The organism is Pseudomonas sp. M5A4_2d (assembly GCF_053345295.1).
The window spans coordinates 472,026-490,338 of the sequence record NZ_JBKEZW010000003.1 but is presented as its reverse complement, the minus strand read 5'-3'; the positions used below and the strand labels follow the sequence as shown (position 1 = coordinate 490,338).

The following is an 18,313-nucleotide window of genomic DNA, read 5'->3' as shown; positions in this document are numbered from 1 at the left end:
CCGCTCACAACAGGAGGCTTACCTTTGCTGAGTCCGTTATTTACAGCCACATCCCACACCTTCGGGGTGCATCGTTCATGAGTGCATCGTCCACCCCACCCAGCGGCCTGGTGCGCATGAATGCGCCCGTTTTCTACTTTGCCGCAAGCTTCATCCTGCTGTTCGGCATCACTGTCATCGCTATCCCGCAACAGGCCGGTGCCTGGCTGCTGGCGGCGCAAAACTGGGCGGCCAATACGGTCGGCTGGTACTACATGCTGGCGATGACCCTGTATCTGGTCTTCGTGGTGGTCACCGCGCTATCAGGCTACGGCAAGATAAAACTCGGTGCCGACCACGACGAGCCCGAATTCAGTTACCTGTCCTGGGCCGGCATGCTGTTTGCCGCCGGGATCAGCATCACGCTGTTTTTCTTTTGCGTCTCGGAGCCGCTGACGCACCTGGTGCAACCGCCCCAGGGCGCACCGATGAACGCCGACGCCGCCCGCCAGGCCATGCAGATCCTGTTTCTGCACTGGGGCCTGCATGGTTGGGGCGTGTTCGCCTTTGTCGGCATGGCCCTGGCGTATTTCGCCTACCGGCATAACCTGCCGCTGGCGCTACGCTCGGCGCTGTACCCGCTGATCGGCAAGCGCATCAATGGCCCCATCGGTTACGCGGTGGATGGCTTCGGCATCATCGCCACGGTGTTCGGCCTGGGTGCCGACATGGGCTTTGGTGTGCTGCACCTCAACTCAGGCCTCGACTACCTGTTCGGCGTTGCCCACACCCAGTGGATTCAGGTCGGCCTGATTACCTTGATGATGGGCGCGGCGATCCTCGTGGCCGTGGCCGGTGTCGACAAGGGTGTGCGGGTGATGTCCGACATCAACATGCTGCTGGCCTGTGCGCTGCTGCTGTTTGTGTTGTTCGCCGGGCCCACCCAGCACTTGCTCAACACCCTGATCCAGAACATCGGTGACTACCTCGGCGCGTTGCCGACCAAGAGCTTCGATGTGTACGCCTACGACAAACCCAGTGACTGGCTGGGCGGTTGGACGGTGTTCTACTGGGCCTGGTGGATTGCATGGTCGCCATTCGTGGGCCTGTTTATCGCGCGCATTTCCCGCGGCCGTACCATCCGCGAATTCGTGTTTGGCGTACTGCTGATTCCGCTGGGCTTTACCCTGGCGTGGATGTCGATCTTCGGCAACAGCGCCATCGACCAGGTACTCAACCACGGGTTGACCGCCCTCGGCCAGTCGGCCATCGACGACCCGTCGATGAGCCTCTACTTGTTGCTGGAAACCTATCCGTGGAGCAAGACCGTGATCGCCGTCACGGTGTTTATCAGCTTCGTGTTCTTCGTCACCTCGGCCGACTCCGGCACCGTGGTGCTGTCGACCCTGTCGTCCAAAGGCGGCAACGCCGATGAAGACGGGCCGAAGTGGCTGCGTGTGTTCTGGGGCGCAATGACCGCGCTGGTCACCAGTGCCTTGCTGTTTGCCGGCAGTATCGACTCGCTGAAATCCGCAGTGGTACTGACCTCGTTGCCGTTCTCGCTGATCCTGCTGTTGATGATGTGGGGGCTGCACAAGGCTTTTCATCTCGAATCGCAGAAGCAGATTGCTCAGTTGCATTCGTTGGCACCCGTATCGGCCTCACGCAAGGGCCGAGGCGGCTGGCGCCAGCGTTTGAGCCAGGCCGTGCACTTCCCTTCGCGGGATGAGGTGTACCGCTTTCTTGAATCAACGGTGCGCCCGGCGATCGAGGAAGTGACGGCGGTATTTGTCGAGAAAGGCTTGAACGTGGTCACTCAGCCTGACCCGTCCAATGACAGTGTCAGCCTGGAAATCGGCCATGGCGAGGAGCACCCGTTCGTCTACCAGGTGCAGATGCGCGGCTACTTCACGCCGTCGTTTGCCCGGGGTGGCATGGGGTCGAAAGAGATCAACAACCGTCGCTATTACCGGGCGGAAGTGCATCTGAGTGAGGGCAGCCAGGACTACGACCTGGTGGGCTACACCAAGGAGCAGATCATTAACGACATCCTCGACCAGTACGAGCGACACCTGCAGTTTTTGCACTTGGTGCGCTAGTCCCCTGTGGGAGTGCGCTAATCCCCTGTGGGGGCGGGCTTGTCCGCGATCGCATCAGCTCGGTGTTTGAGATACACCGAGTTGCCTGCCTCGCGGGCAAGCCCGCTCCCGCAAAAAAGCCCGCAAAGCCCCGTCCCACGGGGCTTTCTTAAATTTAATTTCATTGGTGAACACCGCGTTTTGACGCGGAACTGTCATCTGGCCACTGCGTAATTGTGTGAAGCGTTTGACGCTTTCATTTCAGAACAGTGACGGAGACCGGTAACAATGAAGACGTTAATAAGCCCTATGGTGGGTGCCGCCATGGCGAGCTTTATGCTGTCCGCCCATGCCGATTTTATCGACGACAGCCACGCCGATGTGACCTTGCTCAACCGCTACCTCAACCAGCAGGGGCGTGATGTGGTGAACAGCAGCGCCAAGGCCCACAGCGTGCGCGATTGGGGCCAGGGTTTCGAGTTCAACTTCAAGTCCGGCTACACCGAAGGCCCGGTAGGTTTTGGCCTGGACCTGCAAGCGTTCTACGGTTTGAAACTGGATTCCGGTGGCGACCTGAATGACAAGGACCACCAGGGCCGCTACCCCGGCAGCATGTTCCCGCTGGATGACGGCAAGTCGGCCGACCAGTTCGGCGTGCTGAGCCCAACATTCAAAATGCGCTTCGCCAAAGATGAACTGCGCCTCGGCACGCTCTACGGCAACAACCCGGTATTGGCCAACACCGACGGCCGCCTTTACCAGCAGACCAACACCGGTGTGCAACTGGTCTCCAAGGACCTCAGCGACTTCACCTTCACCGGCGGCGATATCTTCAAGACCAAGATCCGCAACGAAACCGGCGACCAGGGGATGATTACCGCAGGTGGCACCAAAGAGAGCGATCGCTTCTTGTTCGGTGGTGCCGATTACACCGGTATACAGAACACCACTGTCAGCCTGTGGTACTCCAACCTTGAGGATTACTACCAGCAGTTCTTCCTCGGCGCCAAGCGTCATGACGCCTTGTCCGTGGGCGCGATCGACACCGACGTGCGCGTGTTCCGCAGCCTGGGTGTGGGGGCTAACGCCGATGGCGATAAAGACTTTGCCGGTGCTGGCCTCTACGGTGATGGCACCAGCAAAGGCCGCATCAACCAAACCACCGCCAGCTTGCTTGAGAGTTACAGCCTGGACGGCCACACCATCGGCCTCGGTATCCAGAAAAACAGCGGCGACAGCGACTTCCCTTACCTCGACGCCGGCCTGAACAGCGGTGACGCACGCCAAGGCCCGGGTTCAGGTGCCGACACCCCGGCGCTGACCAACATGCAGTTGAACAAATTCCAGCACGCCGGCGAACGCACCTGGCTGGCTCAGTACAAATATGACTTCGGCAAGCTCGGCCTCACCGGCCTGACCTTCTCCGCCGCCTACGCCCATGGCGATGACATCCGCACGGCCCAGGGCGATACCAGCGAATGGGAACGCAACATTGCCGTGGCTTACCAAGTACCGACCGGCACCCTCAAAGGCCTGGGCGTGACCTGGAAAAACGCGCATGCGAGTCCGGACATTACCGGTGCTACCGTGCAAGATGAAAACCGCTTCTATGTCAGCTATGTCGTTCCACTCTGGTAGGAAATTGCTGTAAAACGGAAGGGCAGACTTAAGCGATTCAGCTGCTTAAAAGGCCTGGGAATATCGTTATTCCTGGGCCTTATTTGTCCCAAGTTCAAGAGAGGATTCGATGACTTATATTGCTGCCGAAAACCGCTATGAATCTATTCCGTATCGCCGCGTAGGCCGCAGTGGATTGGTGCTGCCTGCACTGTCCCTGGGGCTGTGGCACAACTTTGGCGACAGCACCCCGATCGACACCCAGCGCGCCTTGCTGCGCACCGCGTTCGACCTGGGTATCAACCACTTCGACCTGGCCAACAACTACGGCCCGCCCTATGGCAGCGCCGAGATCAACTTCGGCCGTTTGCTGCGCGAAGACTTCAAGCATTACCGCGACGAACTGATCATCTCCAGCAAAGCTGGTTGGGACATGTGGCCCGGCCCCTACGGCCAGGGCGGCGGTTCGCGCAAATACGTGCTGGCGAGCCTGGATCAGAGCCTGCAGCGTCTGGGCGTTGACTACGTGGATATTTTTTACTCGCACCGTTTCGACGCCGACACCCCGCTGGAAGAAACTGCCAGCGCCCTGGCCACGGCCGTGCAACAAGGCAAGGCGTTGTACATCGGTATCTCGTCTTATTCCGGCGTTAAAACCCGCGAAATCGCGGCGCTGCTCAAAGAGTGGAAAGTACCGTTGCTGATCCACCAGCCGGCGTACAACCTGCTCAACCGCTGGGTGGAAAAAGACCTGCTGGACACCACCGAAGAACTTGGCGCCGGGGTGATTGCATTCACGCCGCTGGCCCAGGGTTTGCTGACCGACAAGTACCTCAACGGCGTACCGGCGGATGCGCGGGTCAATCGCCCGGGTGGCGGCTCGTTGCAGGCCAAGCACTTGTCCGAAGCCAACATCGCCCACGTGCGCGCGCTGAATGAAATCGCCAAGCGCCGTGGCCAGAGCCTGGCGCAATTGGCGCTGGCCTGGACCCTGCGTGACCCACGGGTGACCAGTGCGCTGATCGGTGCGAGCCGGCCAGAGCAAATCATTGAAAACGTCGGGGCGCTGAAGAACTTGAGCTTCAGTGCCGAAGAACTGGCGGAGATTGATCGGTTTGCGCTGGAAGGCGGGATTAACCTTTGGGAAAAGCCATCCACCGCTGAATAAACTGGCATAACCCGGTCACTGTGGGAGCGGTAAAGCCTGGCTTCCACAGTGGCCTGAATTGCCAAATTTATTCGCCACGCTGTAAATCAAATGTGGGAGCGGGCTTGCTCGCGAATGCGGTGTATCAGTCAGTACATAGGCGACTGGCCCACCGCATTCGCGAGCAAGCCCGCTCCCACATTTTTGATCTTCTGTATGGCGAAATCAGCCGGTGTGCGCGGTTCCTGTGGGAGCCGGGCTTGCCCGCGATGGCGGTGTGTCAGTCGATGAATGTGTTGGCTGACCCGGCGCTATCGCAGGCAAGCCAGCCCACACATTTTGATCTTCAGTGATGCTGATGGCGTGCTTGGCTTAGAACGGCACATCGCCCAGAATCGTCGCCCGATGCATCACCCGCCGCTGCGGCCGGTAGTCATCCACCGCGTAATGCTGGGTCACGCGGTTATCCCAGAAGGCCACGTCATTCTCCTGCCAGCGCCACCGAATGGTGAATTCCGGCCGTGTTGCGTGGGCGAACAGCAGTTTCAAAATCGCCTCGCTTTCCGCCGGTTCCAGCTCGTTGATCCGGGTGGTAAACCCATCACTGACAAACAGCGACTTACGCCCGCTCACCGGGTGTGTACGCACCACCGGGTGCGACAGCGGCGGGTTCTTCTTGCGGGTTGCTTCCCAGCGCGCCAAGTCTTCGGCCGTATTGCCAAAGCGTTCCAGCGGGAAGGATTTAGTGAAATCGTGAGTGGCCGTCAGGCCATCGAGCAGGCGCTTGAGCGGTGCCGACAACGCCTCGTACGCCGCAATGCCACTGGCCCACAACGTGTCGCCGCCAAACGCCGGCAGCAGCTTGGCGCTGAGCACCGCACCGAGGGCAGGGGTGGGCAGGAAGGTCACGTCGGTATGCCACACGGCGTTGTCACGCACATCGGTCACCGCGGTGTCGAGGATCAGCACTTCGGGCTGTTCCGGCACGTTGGGGTAGATCGGGTGAATATGCAGGTCACCAAAATTGGCCGCGAAGCGTGCCTGTTGCTGCGGCGTGATGGCTTGGTCGCGGAAGAACAGCACCGAGTGGGTAAGCAACGCCTGTTCGATGGCGTTGCGCTGTTCAATATTCAGCGGCTGGGTGATATCGACGCCACTGATCTGGGCGCCCAGGGCGGTGCTTAATGGGGTAACGGTCAGGCTGCTCATGCTGTTCTCACTCAGTGTGCCTGGCCATGCCAAGGCACCCATTTGCGTTGCAGGGCACGCAGGCCCATTTCCATGGCGAAGGCGATCAGGGCGATCACCAGAATCCCCAGCACCACCACGTCAGTGACCAGAAACTGTGCCGCCGACTGCACCATAAAGCCCAAACCGCTGGTGGCGGCGATCAGCTCGGCGGCGACCAGCGTCGACCAGCCCACACCCAGGCCGATGCGCACACCGGTGAGGATGTCGGGCAGGGCGCTCGGCAGGATCACATGGCGAATCAACTGGGCACGGGTCGCACCCAACGACTGCGCGGCACGCAGCTTGGCCGGGTCGACCGTGCGCACGCCGGTCGCGGTGGCGATGGCGATGGGCGCGAAGATCGCCAGGTAAATCAGCAGCACCTTGGACAGTTCGCCGATGCCGCACCAGATCACAATCAACGGCAAGTAGGCCAACGGCGGAATCGGCCGGTAGAACTCGATCAATGGGTCGAGAATGCCGCGGGCAATACGGTTGGAGCCGATGGCAATGCCGACCGGTACGGCGGTCAGCACCGCAAAGCCCAGGCCCAGGCCGATACGGCTCAAGCTCGCGCCCAGGTGCTGCCACAATGTGGAGTCCATGTAGCCCGTGGTCGCCAGCAGCCAGCCTTTTTGCAGCACGGCAGACGGTGGTGGCAGGAACAAGGGTTCGATCAAACCGGTAGCGGTCACGGCCCACCAGATCGCCAGCAAGGCGACCAGCGTCAGCACACTGATCCAACGCGTGCTCAGGCTGCGGCGTACCGGGATAACCGCGTGAGCCACGGGCTTCGCGGCCGTGGCGGGGAGTTCGTAGCTGCTCATGCGGACACCTGCCGTTGGGAGAACACTTTGCCCAGCACGTGCTCACGGGTTTCGATAAAGCGCGGGTCGGACTTGATCGCCCGGGCCGATTCACCGGCGGCGTAGCGTTGGCCGAAGTCCAGGTGCAGGCGTTCGACGATCTGGCCCGGGTTGGGCGCCAACAGGATCAAATCGGTGGCGAGAAAGACCGCTTCTTCGATGTCGTGAGTAATCAGGAATACCGGTTTGGCCGTGCGCCGCCAGACTTGCAGCAGCAATTCCTGCATCTGTTCGCGCGTGAAGGCATCCAGCGCGCCGAAGGGTTCATCCATCAGCAACACGCGAGGGTCGGCCGCCAGGGCGCGGGCCAGGCCCACACGCTGCTTCTGGCCGCCGGAGAGTTGCCAGATGCGGCGGCTGTCGAAACCGGCCAGGTCGACCAGGGCGAGCATTTCCCGCGCGCGCACTTCACGTTGCGCCTTGGGTACGCCGGCCAGTTCGAGGCCGAAGCCAACGTTGGCCAGCACGTCCTGCCACGGCAGCAGGGCGTCGTCCTGGAACACTACGCCACGTTCGGCGCTGGGGCCTTTGACTGGCACGCCATCGAGGGTGATGCGCCCGGCAGAAGGTTCGACGAAACCGGCAATCAGGTTCAACAGCGAGGTCTTGCCACTGCCGGACGGCCCGAGAGCCACCAGCAATTGCTGGGGCCCAAGGTCGAGTGAGATGTCAGACAGTACCGGTTCTGTGGCGCCTGGGTACTGTGCGCTGATGCGCTCCAGTTGTAGCAAGGCCATCGCAATGAACTCCCGAATCAGTTAGTGATGAACTTGGCGCTGATGTAAGGCGCGTAGTCCGGCAGCACGGCATCGACCTTGCCTTGTTCCTTGAGGAACGCGGCGGTATCGGTCACCGCTTTGGTGGTCGGTGCGCCCAGCAGCGTCACCTGGTCAGCGGCCAGCGGGTAAACGTTGCCTTGCAGCAGCAGCGGGATATCGCTGGCCTTGGCGCCGGAGAGCTTCACCAGTTTGTCGACGTTGCCTGTGTCGGCGAGCCAGGCTTGTGGGTCTTTGCGATACGCGGCGTAGGCATCCAACGTGACTTTGGCGAAGGCGCTGACGATTTCCGGGTGTTTCTCGGCGAAGTCTTTACGCACGATCCACGCATCGAAGGTCGGTGCGCCGAACTTGGCCAGTTCGCCGGAGGTGATCAGCACCTTGCCGTTTTCCTTTGCCACGCCCAGGGCGGGGTCCCAAACGTAGGTCGCGTCGATATCACCACGCTTCCAGGCGGCGATGATCGCCGGTGGCGCGAGGTTGAGGATCGTGACTTTCGACGGGTCGATGTTCCAGTGCTTCAGCGCGGCCAACAGGCTGTAGTGGCCGGTGGATACGAACGGCACGGCGATTTTTTTGCCGACCAGGTCCTGCGGGCTGTTGATCCCCGAACCATTGCGCGCCACCAGGGCTTCGGCGCCGCCGATCTGGGTGGCCACGAGGAAGGTTTCCACCGGTACTTTGCGGGTGACGGCAGCGGTCAGCGGGCTGGAACCGAGGTAGCCGATCTGCACGTCGCCGGAGGCGATGGCGGCGATGATGTCGGCGCCATTGTCGAATTTGCGCCAGTCGATCTTGGCGTGGGTGGCTTTTTCATACGCGCCGTCGGCCTGGGCGACTTTGGCCGGGTCCACGGTGGTCTGGTAGGCGATGGTCACATCCGCCGCCTGTGCAAACAGGCTGGCACCGGCCAGGGACAACGCCGCCAGGAGGCGGAGAGGGAAATGCAGTTTCAAGGGGAAGCTCCTCAATCAGGCGGCCGAGGGTCGGCGAGTGAGGAGACTAAATGATCTAAGAATCCGAAAATAAATAACATTTTCGAATTAGCTTATGAGGAGAAAGGTGAAAGACGGTCTTCAGTCAAAAGCGGGCAAATGTGGGAGGGGGCTTGCTCCCGATGGCGGTGGGCCAGTCAATGATAGGTGACTGATAATCCGCTATCGGGAGCAAGCCCCTCCCACATAAAGCCCATTCCCATGAGGAATTGAGCTCGGCTTTTTAGTTGCTGATCGCCAGGATGCTCGCCTGGTACGACCCGACAAACACATCAAAGTCGCCCACTTCGTTCTGCTCCAGTTCCGCTTGTTGCGCCAGCGACGTGCGCGCCAGTTCCTCAAAACGTGCCTGCTCTGCAGCCGGCAACGGCTCTTTACGGAAGTACTCGGCATGCACTTCGCTTTGGTGCAGGGAGAACTGCGCAAAACTCTCTTTGCGCTCGGCCATCGCCGCCAGTACCTGGGCCGATGGCGTCAGAGAAGGGTCTTTGACCTTCGCCAACTGAGCGTCCAGTGCCTGGCTGTGTTCCTGGATACCGTGGCTCTCGTCAAGCAACGCGGCCAACGGCGCAATCTGCTCCAGCAGCTCCGTGGCCCATTCCTTCATGTCCACGGGCTGGCCCTGACGCTGCAACTGCAGGCCTGGGCGGCGACCTTCCTTGACCACATTGAGGAAGTTGGAGGTGGCATTGCCGCACTCGTTGTTGGCGAACAGCGGGCTGTCGTTCAACGCGCAGTACAGCAGGAACGCGTCGAGGAAGCGCGATTCCGGCAGGTCGATACCCATCGGCAGGAACGGGTTGATGTCCAGACAACGCACTTCGATGTACTGAATGCCACGGGCCATCAGCGCCTGGATCGGCCGTTCGCCGGTGTAGGTCACGCGCTTGGGGCGAATGTTGGAGTAGTACTCGTTTTCGATCTGCAGGATGTTGGTGTTGAGCTGAACCCACTCACCGTCCTTATGGGTGCCGACTTCGACGTAAGGTGCGTAGGGCGTTGCCACCGCTTCACGCAGGCTGTCGGTGTAGCTGCTCAGATCGTTGTAGCACGGCGTCAGGCCCGCCTGGGCGTTGCTCTGATAACCCAGGTCGCTCATGCGCAGGCTGGTGGCGTAGGGCAGGTACAGCGTGTCGGCGTCCAACGCCTCCAACTGGTGCGAGCGACCGCGCAGGAAGCCGGCGTCCAGTGCCGGTGAGGCACCAAACAGGTACATCAACAGCCAGCTGTAGCGACGGAAGTTACGGATCAGCGCGATATACGCGGTGGACTGGTAGTCGCGGTCGGTGCCGACGAAACCTTCTGTCTCCTTGAGCAACGGCCACAACTGTTCCGGCAGGGAAAAGTTGTAGTGGATGCCGGCGATGCACTGCATGGTCTTGCCGTAACGCAGGGCCAGGCCCTTGCGGTACACGTACTTGAGTTGTCCGATATTCGAGGTGCCGTAGTAGGCAATCGGAATATCTTCCTCGGCCGGCAACGGGCACGGCATCGAAGGGCTCCACAGGTACTCGTTGCCGAGTTTGCTGTAGGCAAAACGATGGATCTTGTCCAGGCTGCTCAGGGTATCGGCCGGGTTGGGCAGGGCGGGAGTGATGAACTCCAGCAGCGATTCCGAGTAGTCGGTGGTGATCAATTCGTTGGTCAACGCAGCGCCCAGGGCTTCAGGGTGCGGCGTTTGCGCCAGGCGACCCTCATCCGTGACGCGCAGGCATTCGCGCTCGATGCCGTGCAAGCACTGCTCTAGCAGGGAGAGGTGTTCGCGCTTGCCGAGCAAGGCCAGGCGGCGGTTGAGAAGTTCGCTCAAGTTGGATTCCTTCACGCGTCAGTCGCCCCAATATGGGGGTGGGCAGGACGGTCTACAAGGGTGAAGTTAAAACTGGCGTTATCGCCTGGTTTTGAGTCGATTTGACCCGCTTTGAAAAAGCCTACTTCACTCCATGAATTGGGCTATAGCGCAGCAAGAAAATTCCGACGCTGTTGTCGCAGCGCCGAAATTAACTCAAATCGAGGGCGGGGAGCTAGAGGACAGCGAAGGTGCCTTGTGCTTTTGCGACCAGTTTGTCGTCCTGGTACACGTCCGCCTCGACCACCAACGTGCGTCGACCGGCGTGAATCACCCGGCTGGTGCACAGCACGTCGCCGTCAGACACGGCGCGGATGTAGTTGATTTTGCACTCGATGGTTGCACTCTGCTGGTCGAAACCATGGGAACTGGAGCAGGCCAGCCCCATGGTGATATCGACCAAACTGAAAATCGCCCCGCCATGGAGCTTGCCCGCGCGGTTGCGCAGGTGCGGCTCCAGGGTCAGGGCCACCTCGGCAACGCCTTCTTCAAGGCGTTGCAGGCGGCAGCCGATCAGCTCGCTGAAGGCGCTCTGGGTCAAACCGGCTGGAATTTCCATCAACGTTTCTTCAACTGCTTGGCATTGGCGAACAGCGACGCCATGGCGTTGTTGCTCGGCGCGGCCGTGGCGGTTTCCTTGCGCGGCGCGTTGTTCTGCGACGGGCGCGGCGCCGAGCCTGGGCGTGCACCACGGGCGCCGTCGATTTTCTCGCCGGGGGTGTCGCTCATGCGCATCGACAGGCCGACGCGTTTGCGTGGGATATCGACTTCCATGACCTTGACCTTCACCACGTCACCGGCTTTCACCGCTTCGCGAGGGTCCTTGATGAACTTCTCCGAAAGCGCAGAGATATGCACCAAACCGTCCTGATGCACGCCGATGTCCACAAAGGCACCGAAGTTGGTCACGTTGGTCACCACACCTTCGAGGATCATGCCCAGTTGCAAGTCCTTGAGGTCTTCGACGCCGTCCTGGAACTCGGCCGTCTTGAACCCGGGACGCGGGTCGCGGCCTGGTTTTTCCAGCTCTTGCAGAATGTCGGTGATGGTCGGCACGCCGAACGTTTCGTCGGTGTACTTCTTCGGGTCCAGGCGCTTGAGGAACGCGGCGTCGCCGATCAGCGAGCGGATGTCGCGGTCGGTCTCGGCGGCAATGCGCTGCACCAGCGGGTAGGCTTCCGGGTGAACTGCGGAGGCATCCAGCGGGTTATCGCCGTTCATCACGCGTAGGAAGCCAGCGGCCTGTTCAAAGGTTTTTTCACCCAGGCGTGCGACTTTTTTCAGTGCCGCACGGGTTTTGAACGCGCCATTCTCGTCGCGGTGGGTGACGATGTTCTGCGCCAGGGTGGTGTTGAGGCCGGAGATGCGCGCCAGCAGCGCCACGGAGGCAGTGTTCACGTCCACGCCCACGGCGTTTACGCAGTCTTCCACCACCGCATCCAGGCCGCGTGCCAGTTTCAGCTGCGACACGTCGTGCTGGTATTGGCCGACACCAATGGATTTAGGGTCGATTTTCACCAACTCGGCCAGCGGGTCTTGCAGGCGGCGAGCAATGGAAACCGCGCCACGGATCGATACGTCGAGGTCCGGGAATTCCTTGGAGGCCAGCTCCGAGGCCGAGTACACCGAAGCGCCGGCCTCGGAGACCATGACTTTGGTCATCTTCATGGCTGGGTATTTTTTGATCAGCTCGGCGGCCAGCTTGTCGGTTTCACGGCTGGCGGTGCCGTTGCCGATGGCGATCAGGTCCACGGCGTGCTTGGCGCACAGCGCGGCCAGGATCGCCAGGGTCTGGTCCCACTTGTTGTGCGGCACATGCGGGTACACGGTGGCGTGGTCCAGCAGCTTGCCCGTGGCGTCGACCACGGCAACCTTGCAACCGGTGCGCAGGCCCGGGTCGAGGCCCAGTGTGGCGCGCGGGCCGGCTGGCGCGGCCAGCAACAGGTCATGCAGGTTGTGGGCGAAGACGTTGATCGCCTCGGTTTCGGCGCCGTCGCGCAGCTCGCCGAGCAGGTCGGTTTCCAGGTGGGTGTAGAGCTTGACCTTCCAGGTCCAGCGCACGACTTCACCGAGCCACTTGTCCGCAGGACGGTTCTGATTCTGGATGCCGAATTGTTGACCGATCATGCCTTCGCACGGGTGCATGGTGCCCGGCAGCTCGTCGCCGACTTTCAGCGCGGAACTGAGAATGCCTTCGTTGCGACCACGGAAAATGGCGAGTGCACGGTGGGACGGCATACTTTTCAGCGGTTCATCGTGTTCGAAGTAATCGCGGAACTTGGCGCCTTCTTCCTCTTTGCCGGCGATGACGCGGGCGCTGAGGATGGCTTCCTGCTTGAGGTAGGAGCGCAGTTTTTCCAGCAGGCTGGCGTTTTCGGCGAAACGCTCCATGAGGATATATTTGGCGCCTTCGAGGGCAGCCTTGACATCAGCGACACCTTTTTCGGCGTCGATAAAGCGTGCGGCTTCGGTTTCCGGGGTCAGCGACGGGTCGTTGAACAGGCCGTCAGCCAGGTCGCCCAGGCCGGCTTCCAGGGCGATCTGGCCCTTGGTGCGGCGTTTCTGTTTGTACGGCAGGTAAAGGTCTTCGAGGCGAGTCTTGGTGTCGGCGAGCTTGATGTCGCGTTCCAATTGCGGCGTCAACTTGCCCTGCTCCTCGATGCTGGCGAGGATGCTGATGCGCCGTTCGTCGAGTTCTCGCAGGTAACGCAGGCGCTCTTCCAGGTGACGCAATTGGATGTCGTCGAGGCTGCCGGTCACTTCTTTACGGTAGCGGGCGATGAAAGGCACTGTGGAGCCTTCATCCAGTAGAGCGACGGCCGCTTCGACCTGTTGTGGGCGTACACCGAGTTCCTCGGCAATGCGGCTGTTGATGCTGTCCATAAAACCACCTGAAATTCTGAAAGCAGCTCGCAGGCCCGGAAAACAAGGCGTTGCGAGGCTGGTTGAGCGGCCCTACCGGCGCCGCTGCCTGGGTCGATAGGCTGCCTATTGACCCGCGAAATCGGGAAATTGCTGCCCGCCGCTGAAAAAACTGCTGAGGCAGTAAACAGTAAAGTCTGACAGTGCCCTGCACGAAGGCGCCGCATTATAACCAGCGTTCTGCCCTTGGGGGGTACTGCGCCAGTGGTTGTAGGACGCGGGTTCGCTGGCGGTGGAGGAAAAATCTGCTAACAATGCACACGGTGCGTATAACGGCAGCTACGCCATAATGCGCGCCGAGATAAGAGGAGCATCTAATGAGCAGCACTGCACAAACTGCTGAAGGCGAAAAAATTCTCATCGTTGACGACGATCCGGGGCTGAGCAGCCTGCTGGAGCGTTTTTTCAACTCCAAGGGCTACCGTGCACGCGCGGTGCCGAATACCGAGCAGATGGACCGCCTGTTGGGGCGCGAAGTATTCAATCTGGTCGTGCTCGACCTGATGTTGCCCGGCGAAGACGGCCTCACCGCCTGCAAACGCCTGCGCGGCGCGAACAACCAGATTCCAATCATCATGCTTACCGCCAAGGGCGATGAGCTGAGCCGCATCAAGGGCCTTGAACTGGGTGCTGATGACTACCTGGCCAAGCCGTTCAACCCTGATGAGTTGATGGCCCGGGTCAAAGCCGTACTCCGTCGCCAGGCAGCTCCGGTTCCGGGTGCGCCGGGCAGCGAAGACGAAAGCGTCACTTTTGGCGACTACGAACTGTCGCTGGCGACTCGTGAGCTCAAGCGTGGCGAAGAAGTGCACATGCTCACCACCGGCGAATTCGCTGTGCTCAAGGCCCTGGTGATGAATGCTCGCCAGCCGCTGACCCGCGACAAGCTGATGAACCTGGCCCGTGGCCGGGAATGGGACGCCCTGGAGCGCTCCATCGACGTGCAGATATCCCGTCTGCGCCGAATGATCGAGCCGGACCCGTCCAAGCCGCGGTACATCCAGACGGTGTGGGGCGTGGGTTATGTGTTTGTGCCGGATGGCACTGCAACCAAGTGACCGATGATTTGCAGGGGCGGGCATCCTGGCGTTTGACTCCATGAGGGTCGACGGGATGCCCGGCGTCTGCAATTCTGCGAGCGCCGCTCGTTCTTGCAAGGTGTCTAGCTGTCTCCTATGAAAACCCCGCTGTGGTTCCCGCAAAGTTTCTTTTCCCGCACCCTTTGGCTGGTGCTGATCGTCGTTCTGTTTTCCAAGGCGCTGACGCTGGTTTATCTGTTGATGAACGAAGACGTGCTGGTCGATCGACAATACAGCCACGGTGTTGCCCTGACACTGCGCGCCTATTGGGCTGCCGACCCCGAGAACCGCGAGAAGATCGCCAAGGCTGCCACCTTGGTTCGCGTCGCCGGAGCAGGTGTGCCGGAAGGCGAGCAGCATTGGCCCTACAGTGAGATTTACCAACGCCAGATGCAGGCCGAACTGGGTGAAGACACCGAAGTGCGGCTGCGTATGCATGTGTCACCCGCGTTATGGGTGCGTGCGCCAAGCCTGGGGCAGGATTGGCTGAAAGTGCCGCTGTACCCGCATCCGCTGCGAGGGCAGAAGATCTGGAACGTGCTCGGCTGGTTCCTGGCGATCGGCTTGCTTTCAACGGCGTCCGCGTGGATTTTTGTGCGCCAGCTCAACCAACCCCTCAAACGCCTGGTATTTGCCGCCCGCCAACTGGGACAAGGGCGTAGCGTGCGCCTGCCGATCAGCGACACGCCCAGTGAGATGACCGAGGTGTACGGCGCCTTCAACCAGATGGCGGAAGATGTCGAACAGGCCGGTCGCGAACGCGAGCTGATGCTGGCGGGAGTGTCCCATGACCTGCGCACACCGCTGACGCGCTTGCGCCTGTCCCTGGAGTTGATGGGCAATCATTCCGACCTGACCGATGACATGGTGCGCGATATCGAGGACATGGACGCGATTCTTGACCAGTTCCTCGCGTTTATCCGTGATGGCCGTGATGAGGTGGTCGAAGAGGTCGACCTGACGGAACTGGTGCGTGAAGTGGTGGCGCCCTACAACCAGAACGGCGAGCAGGTGCGCATGCGCCTGGAGCCGATCCAGCCGTTTGCGTTGCGTCGCATATCCATGAAGCGTCTGCTGAACAACTTGATCGGCAACGCTTTGCATCACGCAGGTTCGGATGTCGAAGTGGCCGCGTATGTGTCCGGCGACAGCACCGCGCCTTATGTGGTGTTGAGTGTGATGGACCGAGGTACGGGTATCGACCCCGCGGAACTGGAAGGTATTTTCAACCCGTTCACCCGTGGCGACCGTGCCCGGGGTGGTAAAGGTACGGGGTTGGGGTTGGCGATTGTGCGTCGGATTGCTTCGATGCATGGCGGCAATGTTGAGTTGCGCAACCGGGAAGAGGGTGGCCTGGAGGCGCGGGTGCGGTTGCCGCTTGGCCTGATGCTGCCAAGAGACGCGGTCTGACAAACAACTCAAATCAAATGTGGGAGCTGGCTAGCCAGCTCCCACATTGTTTTTAGACGGGTGCCAAAGCGTGCTGCCTATCAGCCCTTGCCCTTGGTCCTGGTCATATTCGGCCCACCACTCTTCTCCAGATGCTGAATGATGATCCCCGCCACATCCTTCCCGGTGGTGGTCTCGATCCCTTCCAGGCCCGGCGATGAATTCACTTCCATCACCAATGGCCCGTGGTTGGAACGCAAAATATCCACACCCGCTACGCTCAACCCCATCACCTTGGCTGCCCGCAGCGCAGTCATACGTTCTTCCGGGGTGATCTTGATCAGGCTGGCACTGCCGCCACGGTGCAGGTTGGAACGGAATTCCCCTGGCTTGGCCTGGCGTTTCATCGCCGCAATCACCTTGTCGCCCACCACGAAGCAACGGATATCCGCACCGCCGGCTTCCTTGATGTATTCCTGCACCATGATGTTCTGTTTGAGGCCCATGAACGCCTCGATCACCGACTCGGCTGCGGTTGCGGTTTCGCACAGCACCACGCCGATGCCCTGGGTGCCTTCGAGCACCTTGATCACCAGTGGCGCGCCGTTGACCATTTCGATCAGGTCGGGGATGTCATCGGGGGAGTGGGCAAAACCGGTCACCGGCAGGCCGATCCCGCGACGTGACAGCAACTGCAGCGAGCGCAGCTTGTCCCGCGAGCGGGCGATGGCCACCGATTCATTGAGGGGCGAGACCCCCATCATTTCGAACTGGCGCAACACCGCGCAGCCATAGAACGTCACTGAGGCGCCGATCCGTGGGATCACCGCATCGAAGCCTTCCAGCGGCTTGCCCCGGTAGTGGATCTGCGGCTTGTGGCTGGCAATGTTCATATAGGCACGTAACGTGTCGATCACCACCATTTCATGGCCACGTTCGGTGCCGGCCTCGACCAGGCGGCGGGTGGAATACAGACGCGGGTTTCGCGACAGCACAGCAATCTTCATGCAGCACCTGGGGCAGAAATAGTAGAGACCGGGAACACCGGCTTGTCTTGAACGTACTTGACGCCGGGATTGACCACCAGATGGCCGTCAATCAACGCCTTGGAGCCCAGCAGCAGGCGGTAACGCATGGCCTTGCGGCAGGCGAGGGTGAACTCCACCCGCCACACCCGATCACCCATCGCCAGGGTGGTGCTGATCACATAGCGCACCTGCGCGTGGCCGTTGGAGCTCTTGATGGTTTTCATCGTCACCAGCGGCGCCTCGCAACGGCGGTGACGCAGTTGCACCACGCTGCCCAAGTGCGCGGTAAAGCGCACCCACTTCTCTCCGTCGCGCTCAAACGGCTCGATCTCGGTCGCGTGCAGGCTCGAGGTGCTGGCACCGGTGTCGATCTTCGCGCGCAGGCCAGCCACTCCCAGGTCGGGAAGCGCCACCCACTCACGCAGACCGACAACGGTCAAATGGTCAAATGTCTTCAATATGGGTAACCGGTCAGTTCGCCCAGGCCTGGGGTGAAACCTCGGCCAGGGCTTTGAATGCAGGCTTGGCGAACCAATAACCCTGCATCAGAAATATTCCGCAGTCGGACAGGAAGTCACGCTCGCCGGCACTTTCGATACCTTCGGCAATGACAGTAACGCCCAACTGCTCACAGATTGTGACAATCCCCTGGACGATTACCTGGCGGACACGATCCTGGTCGACATCGCGAATCAGCGCCATGTCGAGTTTGATCAAGTCAGGTTGGAAATCAGCCAGCAGGTTCAGCCCCGAATAGCCCGCGCCGAAATCGTCGATGGCGGTCTTGAAGCCGAATTCGCGGTATTCACGCAGAATATTGGTCAAATGGCGATAGTTATCTACATGCTCGCTTTCCAGTGTTTCGAAAATCAGCTGGTTCACTGGGAAATTATGCGCGCGGGCCGCCTCAAGGGTGCTGCGAATGCACAGCTCCGGCCGGTAAACGGCATTGGGCATGAAATTGATCGAAAGATTGGTTTGCATCCCCAAGGCGGAGGCGCCGGCGATCGCCTGGGTGCGGCAGCGTTGGTCGAAGCGATAACGGTTGCTTGCGTTGACCTGACTCAGCACTGACAACGCCCCTTCGCCGCTGGTACCTCGCACTAAGGCTTCGTGGGCGAAGATCGAATGATCCCGAAGGTCTACGATAGGCTGATAGGCGAACGAAAAATCAAACCCCAAGGGTTCGCTTTGCTGGCAGCCTACGCAACCTTGGTTGGGCGAGGTGAGTGAAGTGGGAAAGTCGGTCACGGCGTATCCTCGCAAAAACAGGGTTGGTGCCTGGCGTATCTTAGGCGAGCGTTGGGGTTTATGCGTCGAAGGACTTCAACGGTAAAGTTGCGACATTTTTCAGAGCGAGG

General features: G+C 60.6%; 15 protein-coding genes. 5 read left to right on the top strand and 10 right to left on the bottom strand.

Annotated features, from left to right (window positions below):
* Positions 1-116 precede the first annotated feature (116 nt).
* From betT to mgrA, 3 genes are all read left to right on the top strand, one after another.
* The gene (gene betT, locus ACLBW8_RS12710; RefSeq protein ID WP_167353715.1) at positions 117-2,078 is read left to right on the top strand and encodes a choline transporter BetT; all 1,962 of its coding nucleotides are present in this window, start codon (positions 117-119) and stop codon (positions 2,076-2,078) included.
* A 288-nt stretch (positions 2,079-2,366) separates the two neighbouring features.
* On the top strand, positions 2,367-3,695 hold the full coding sequence (locus ACLBW8_RS12705) for an OprD family outer membrane porin (protein ID WP_447805527.1): 1,329 nt from the start codon (positions 2,367-2,369) through the stop codon (positions 3,693-3,695).
* 109 nt (positions 3,696-3,804) lie between these two features.
* The gene (gene mgrA / locus ACLBW8_RS12700; protein WP_064450185.1) at positions 3,805-4,842 is read left to right on the top strand and encodes an L-glyceraldehyde 3-phosphate reductase; all 1,038 of its coding nucleotides are present in this window, start codon (positions 3,805-3,807) and stop codon (positions 4,840-4,842) included.
* A 351-nt stretch (positions 4,843-5,193) separates the two neighbouring features.
* Here the strand turns inward: mgrA and tauD are convergent, their stop codons facing one another.
* The 7 genes from tauD to ACLBW8_RS12665 form a co-directional block, all read right to left on the bottom strand.
* Positions 5,194-6,030, bottom strand: a complete 837-nt coding sequence (tauD, locus tag ACLBW8_RS12695) for a taurine dioxygenase (RefSeq protein WP_447805490.1) — start codon at positions 6,028-6,030, stop codon at positions 5,194-5,196.
* An 11-nt stretch (positions 6,031-6,041) separates the two neighbouring features.
* Positions 6,042-6,878 carry a taurine ABC transporter permease TauC gene (tauC, locus tag ACLBW8_RS12690; RefSeq protein WP_447805489.1) on the bottom strand — a complete coding sequence of 279 codons (837 nt, stop codon included), beginning with the start codon at positions 6,876-6,878 and terminating at the stop codon, positions 6,042-6,044.
* The gene (tauB, locus tag ACLBW8_RS12685) at positions 6,875-7,654 is read right to left on the bottom strand and encodes a taurine ABC transporter ATP-binding subunit (RefSeq protein WP_064450187.1); all 780 of its coding nucleotides are present in this window, start codon (positions 7,652-7,654) and stop codon (positions 6,875-6,877) included. Before tauB ends, tauC begins: the two co-directional genes overlap by 4 nt.
* Positions 7,655-7,671: 17 nt before the next feature.
* Positions 7,672-8,649, bottom strand: a complete 978-nt coding sequence (gene tauA, locus ACLBW8_RS12680; RefSeq protein ID WP_447805488.1) for a taurine ABC transporter substrate-binding protein — start codon at positions 8,647-8,649, stop codon at positions 7,672-7,674.
* A gap of 262 nt (positions 8,650-8,911) precedes the next feature.
* Complete coding sequence (gene gshA / locus ACLBW8_RS12675; protein WP_447805487.1) at positions 8,912-10,495, bottom strand: glutamate--cysteine ligase; 1,584 nt, start codon at positions 10,493-10,495, stop codon at positions 8,912-8,914.
* A 214-nt stretch (positions 10,496-10,709) separates the two neighbouring features.
* Positions 10,710-11,093, bottom strand: coding sequence for a PaaI family thioesterase (locus ACLBW8_RS12670; protein ID WP_221293651.1), 384 nt, complete (start codon positions 11,091-11,093; stop codon positions 10,710-10,712).
* Positions 11,093-13,417, bottom strand: a complete 2,325-nt coding sequence (locus ACLBW8_RS12665) for a Tex family protein (RefSeq protein ID WP_221293652.1) — start codon at positions 13,415-13,417, stop codon at positions 11,093-11,095. The genes ACLBW8_RS12670 and ACLBW8_RS12665 overlap by 1 nt, the downstream gene beginning before the upstream one ends.
* Before the next feature lie 356 nt (positions 13,418-13,773).
* On the opposite strand from ACLBW8_RS12665, the gene ompR reads away from it, so the two are divergent.
* The gene (gene ompR, locus ACLBW8_RS12660; RefSeq protein WP_053255745.1) at positions 13,774-14,514 is read left to right on the top strand and encodes an osmolarity response regulator transcription factor OmpR; all 741 of its coding nucleotides are present in this window, start codon (positions 13,774-13,776) and stop codon (positions 14,512-14,514) included.
* A gap of 117 nt (positions 14,515-14,631) precedes the next feature.
* Entirely contained in the window at positions 14,632-15,945 is a 1,314-nt protein-coding gene (locus ACLBW8_RS12655; RefSeq protein ID WP_064450192.1) for an ATP-binding protein, read from the top strand.
* An 80-nt stretch (positions 15,946-16,025) separates the two neighbouring features.
* Here ACLBW8_RS12655 and rimK read toward each other — a convergent pair whose 3' ends face one another.
* The 3 genes from rimK to rimA are packed head-to-tail and all read right to left on the bottom strand — an operon-like array spanning position 16,026 to position 18,203.
* Entirely contained in the window at positions 16,026-16,931 is a 906-nt protein-coding gene (gene rimK, locus ACLBW8_RS12650) for a 30S ribosomal protein S6--L-glutamate ligase (RefSeq protein WP_003213178.1), read from the bottom strand.
* Positions 16,928-17,410 (bottom strand): retropepsin-like aspartic endopeptidase RimB, encoded by a 483-nt coding sequence (gene rimB, locus ACLBW8_RS12645; protein ID WP_064450193.1) that lies wholly within the window; start codon positions 17,408-17,410, stop codon positions 16,928-16,930. Before rimB ends, rimK begins: the two co-directional genes overlap by 4 nt.
* A gap of 13 nt (positions 17,411-17,423) precedes the next feature.
* A complete protein-coding gene (gene rimA / locus ACLBW8_RS12640) occupies positions 17,424-18,203 on the bottom strand; it encodes a S6 modification regulatory phosphodiesterase RimA (protein ID WP_447805486.1) in 780 nt (259 codons plus the stop codon).
* Positions 18,204-18,313: the final 110 nt, after the last annotated feature.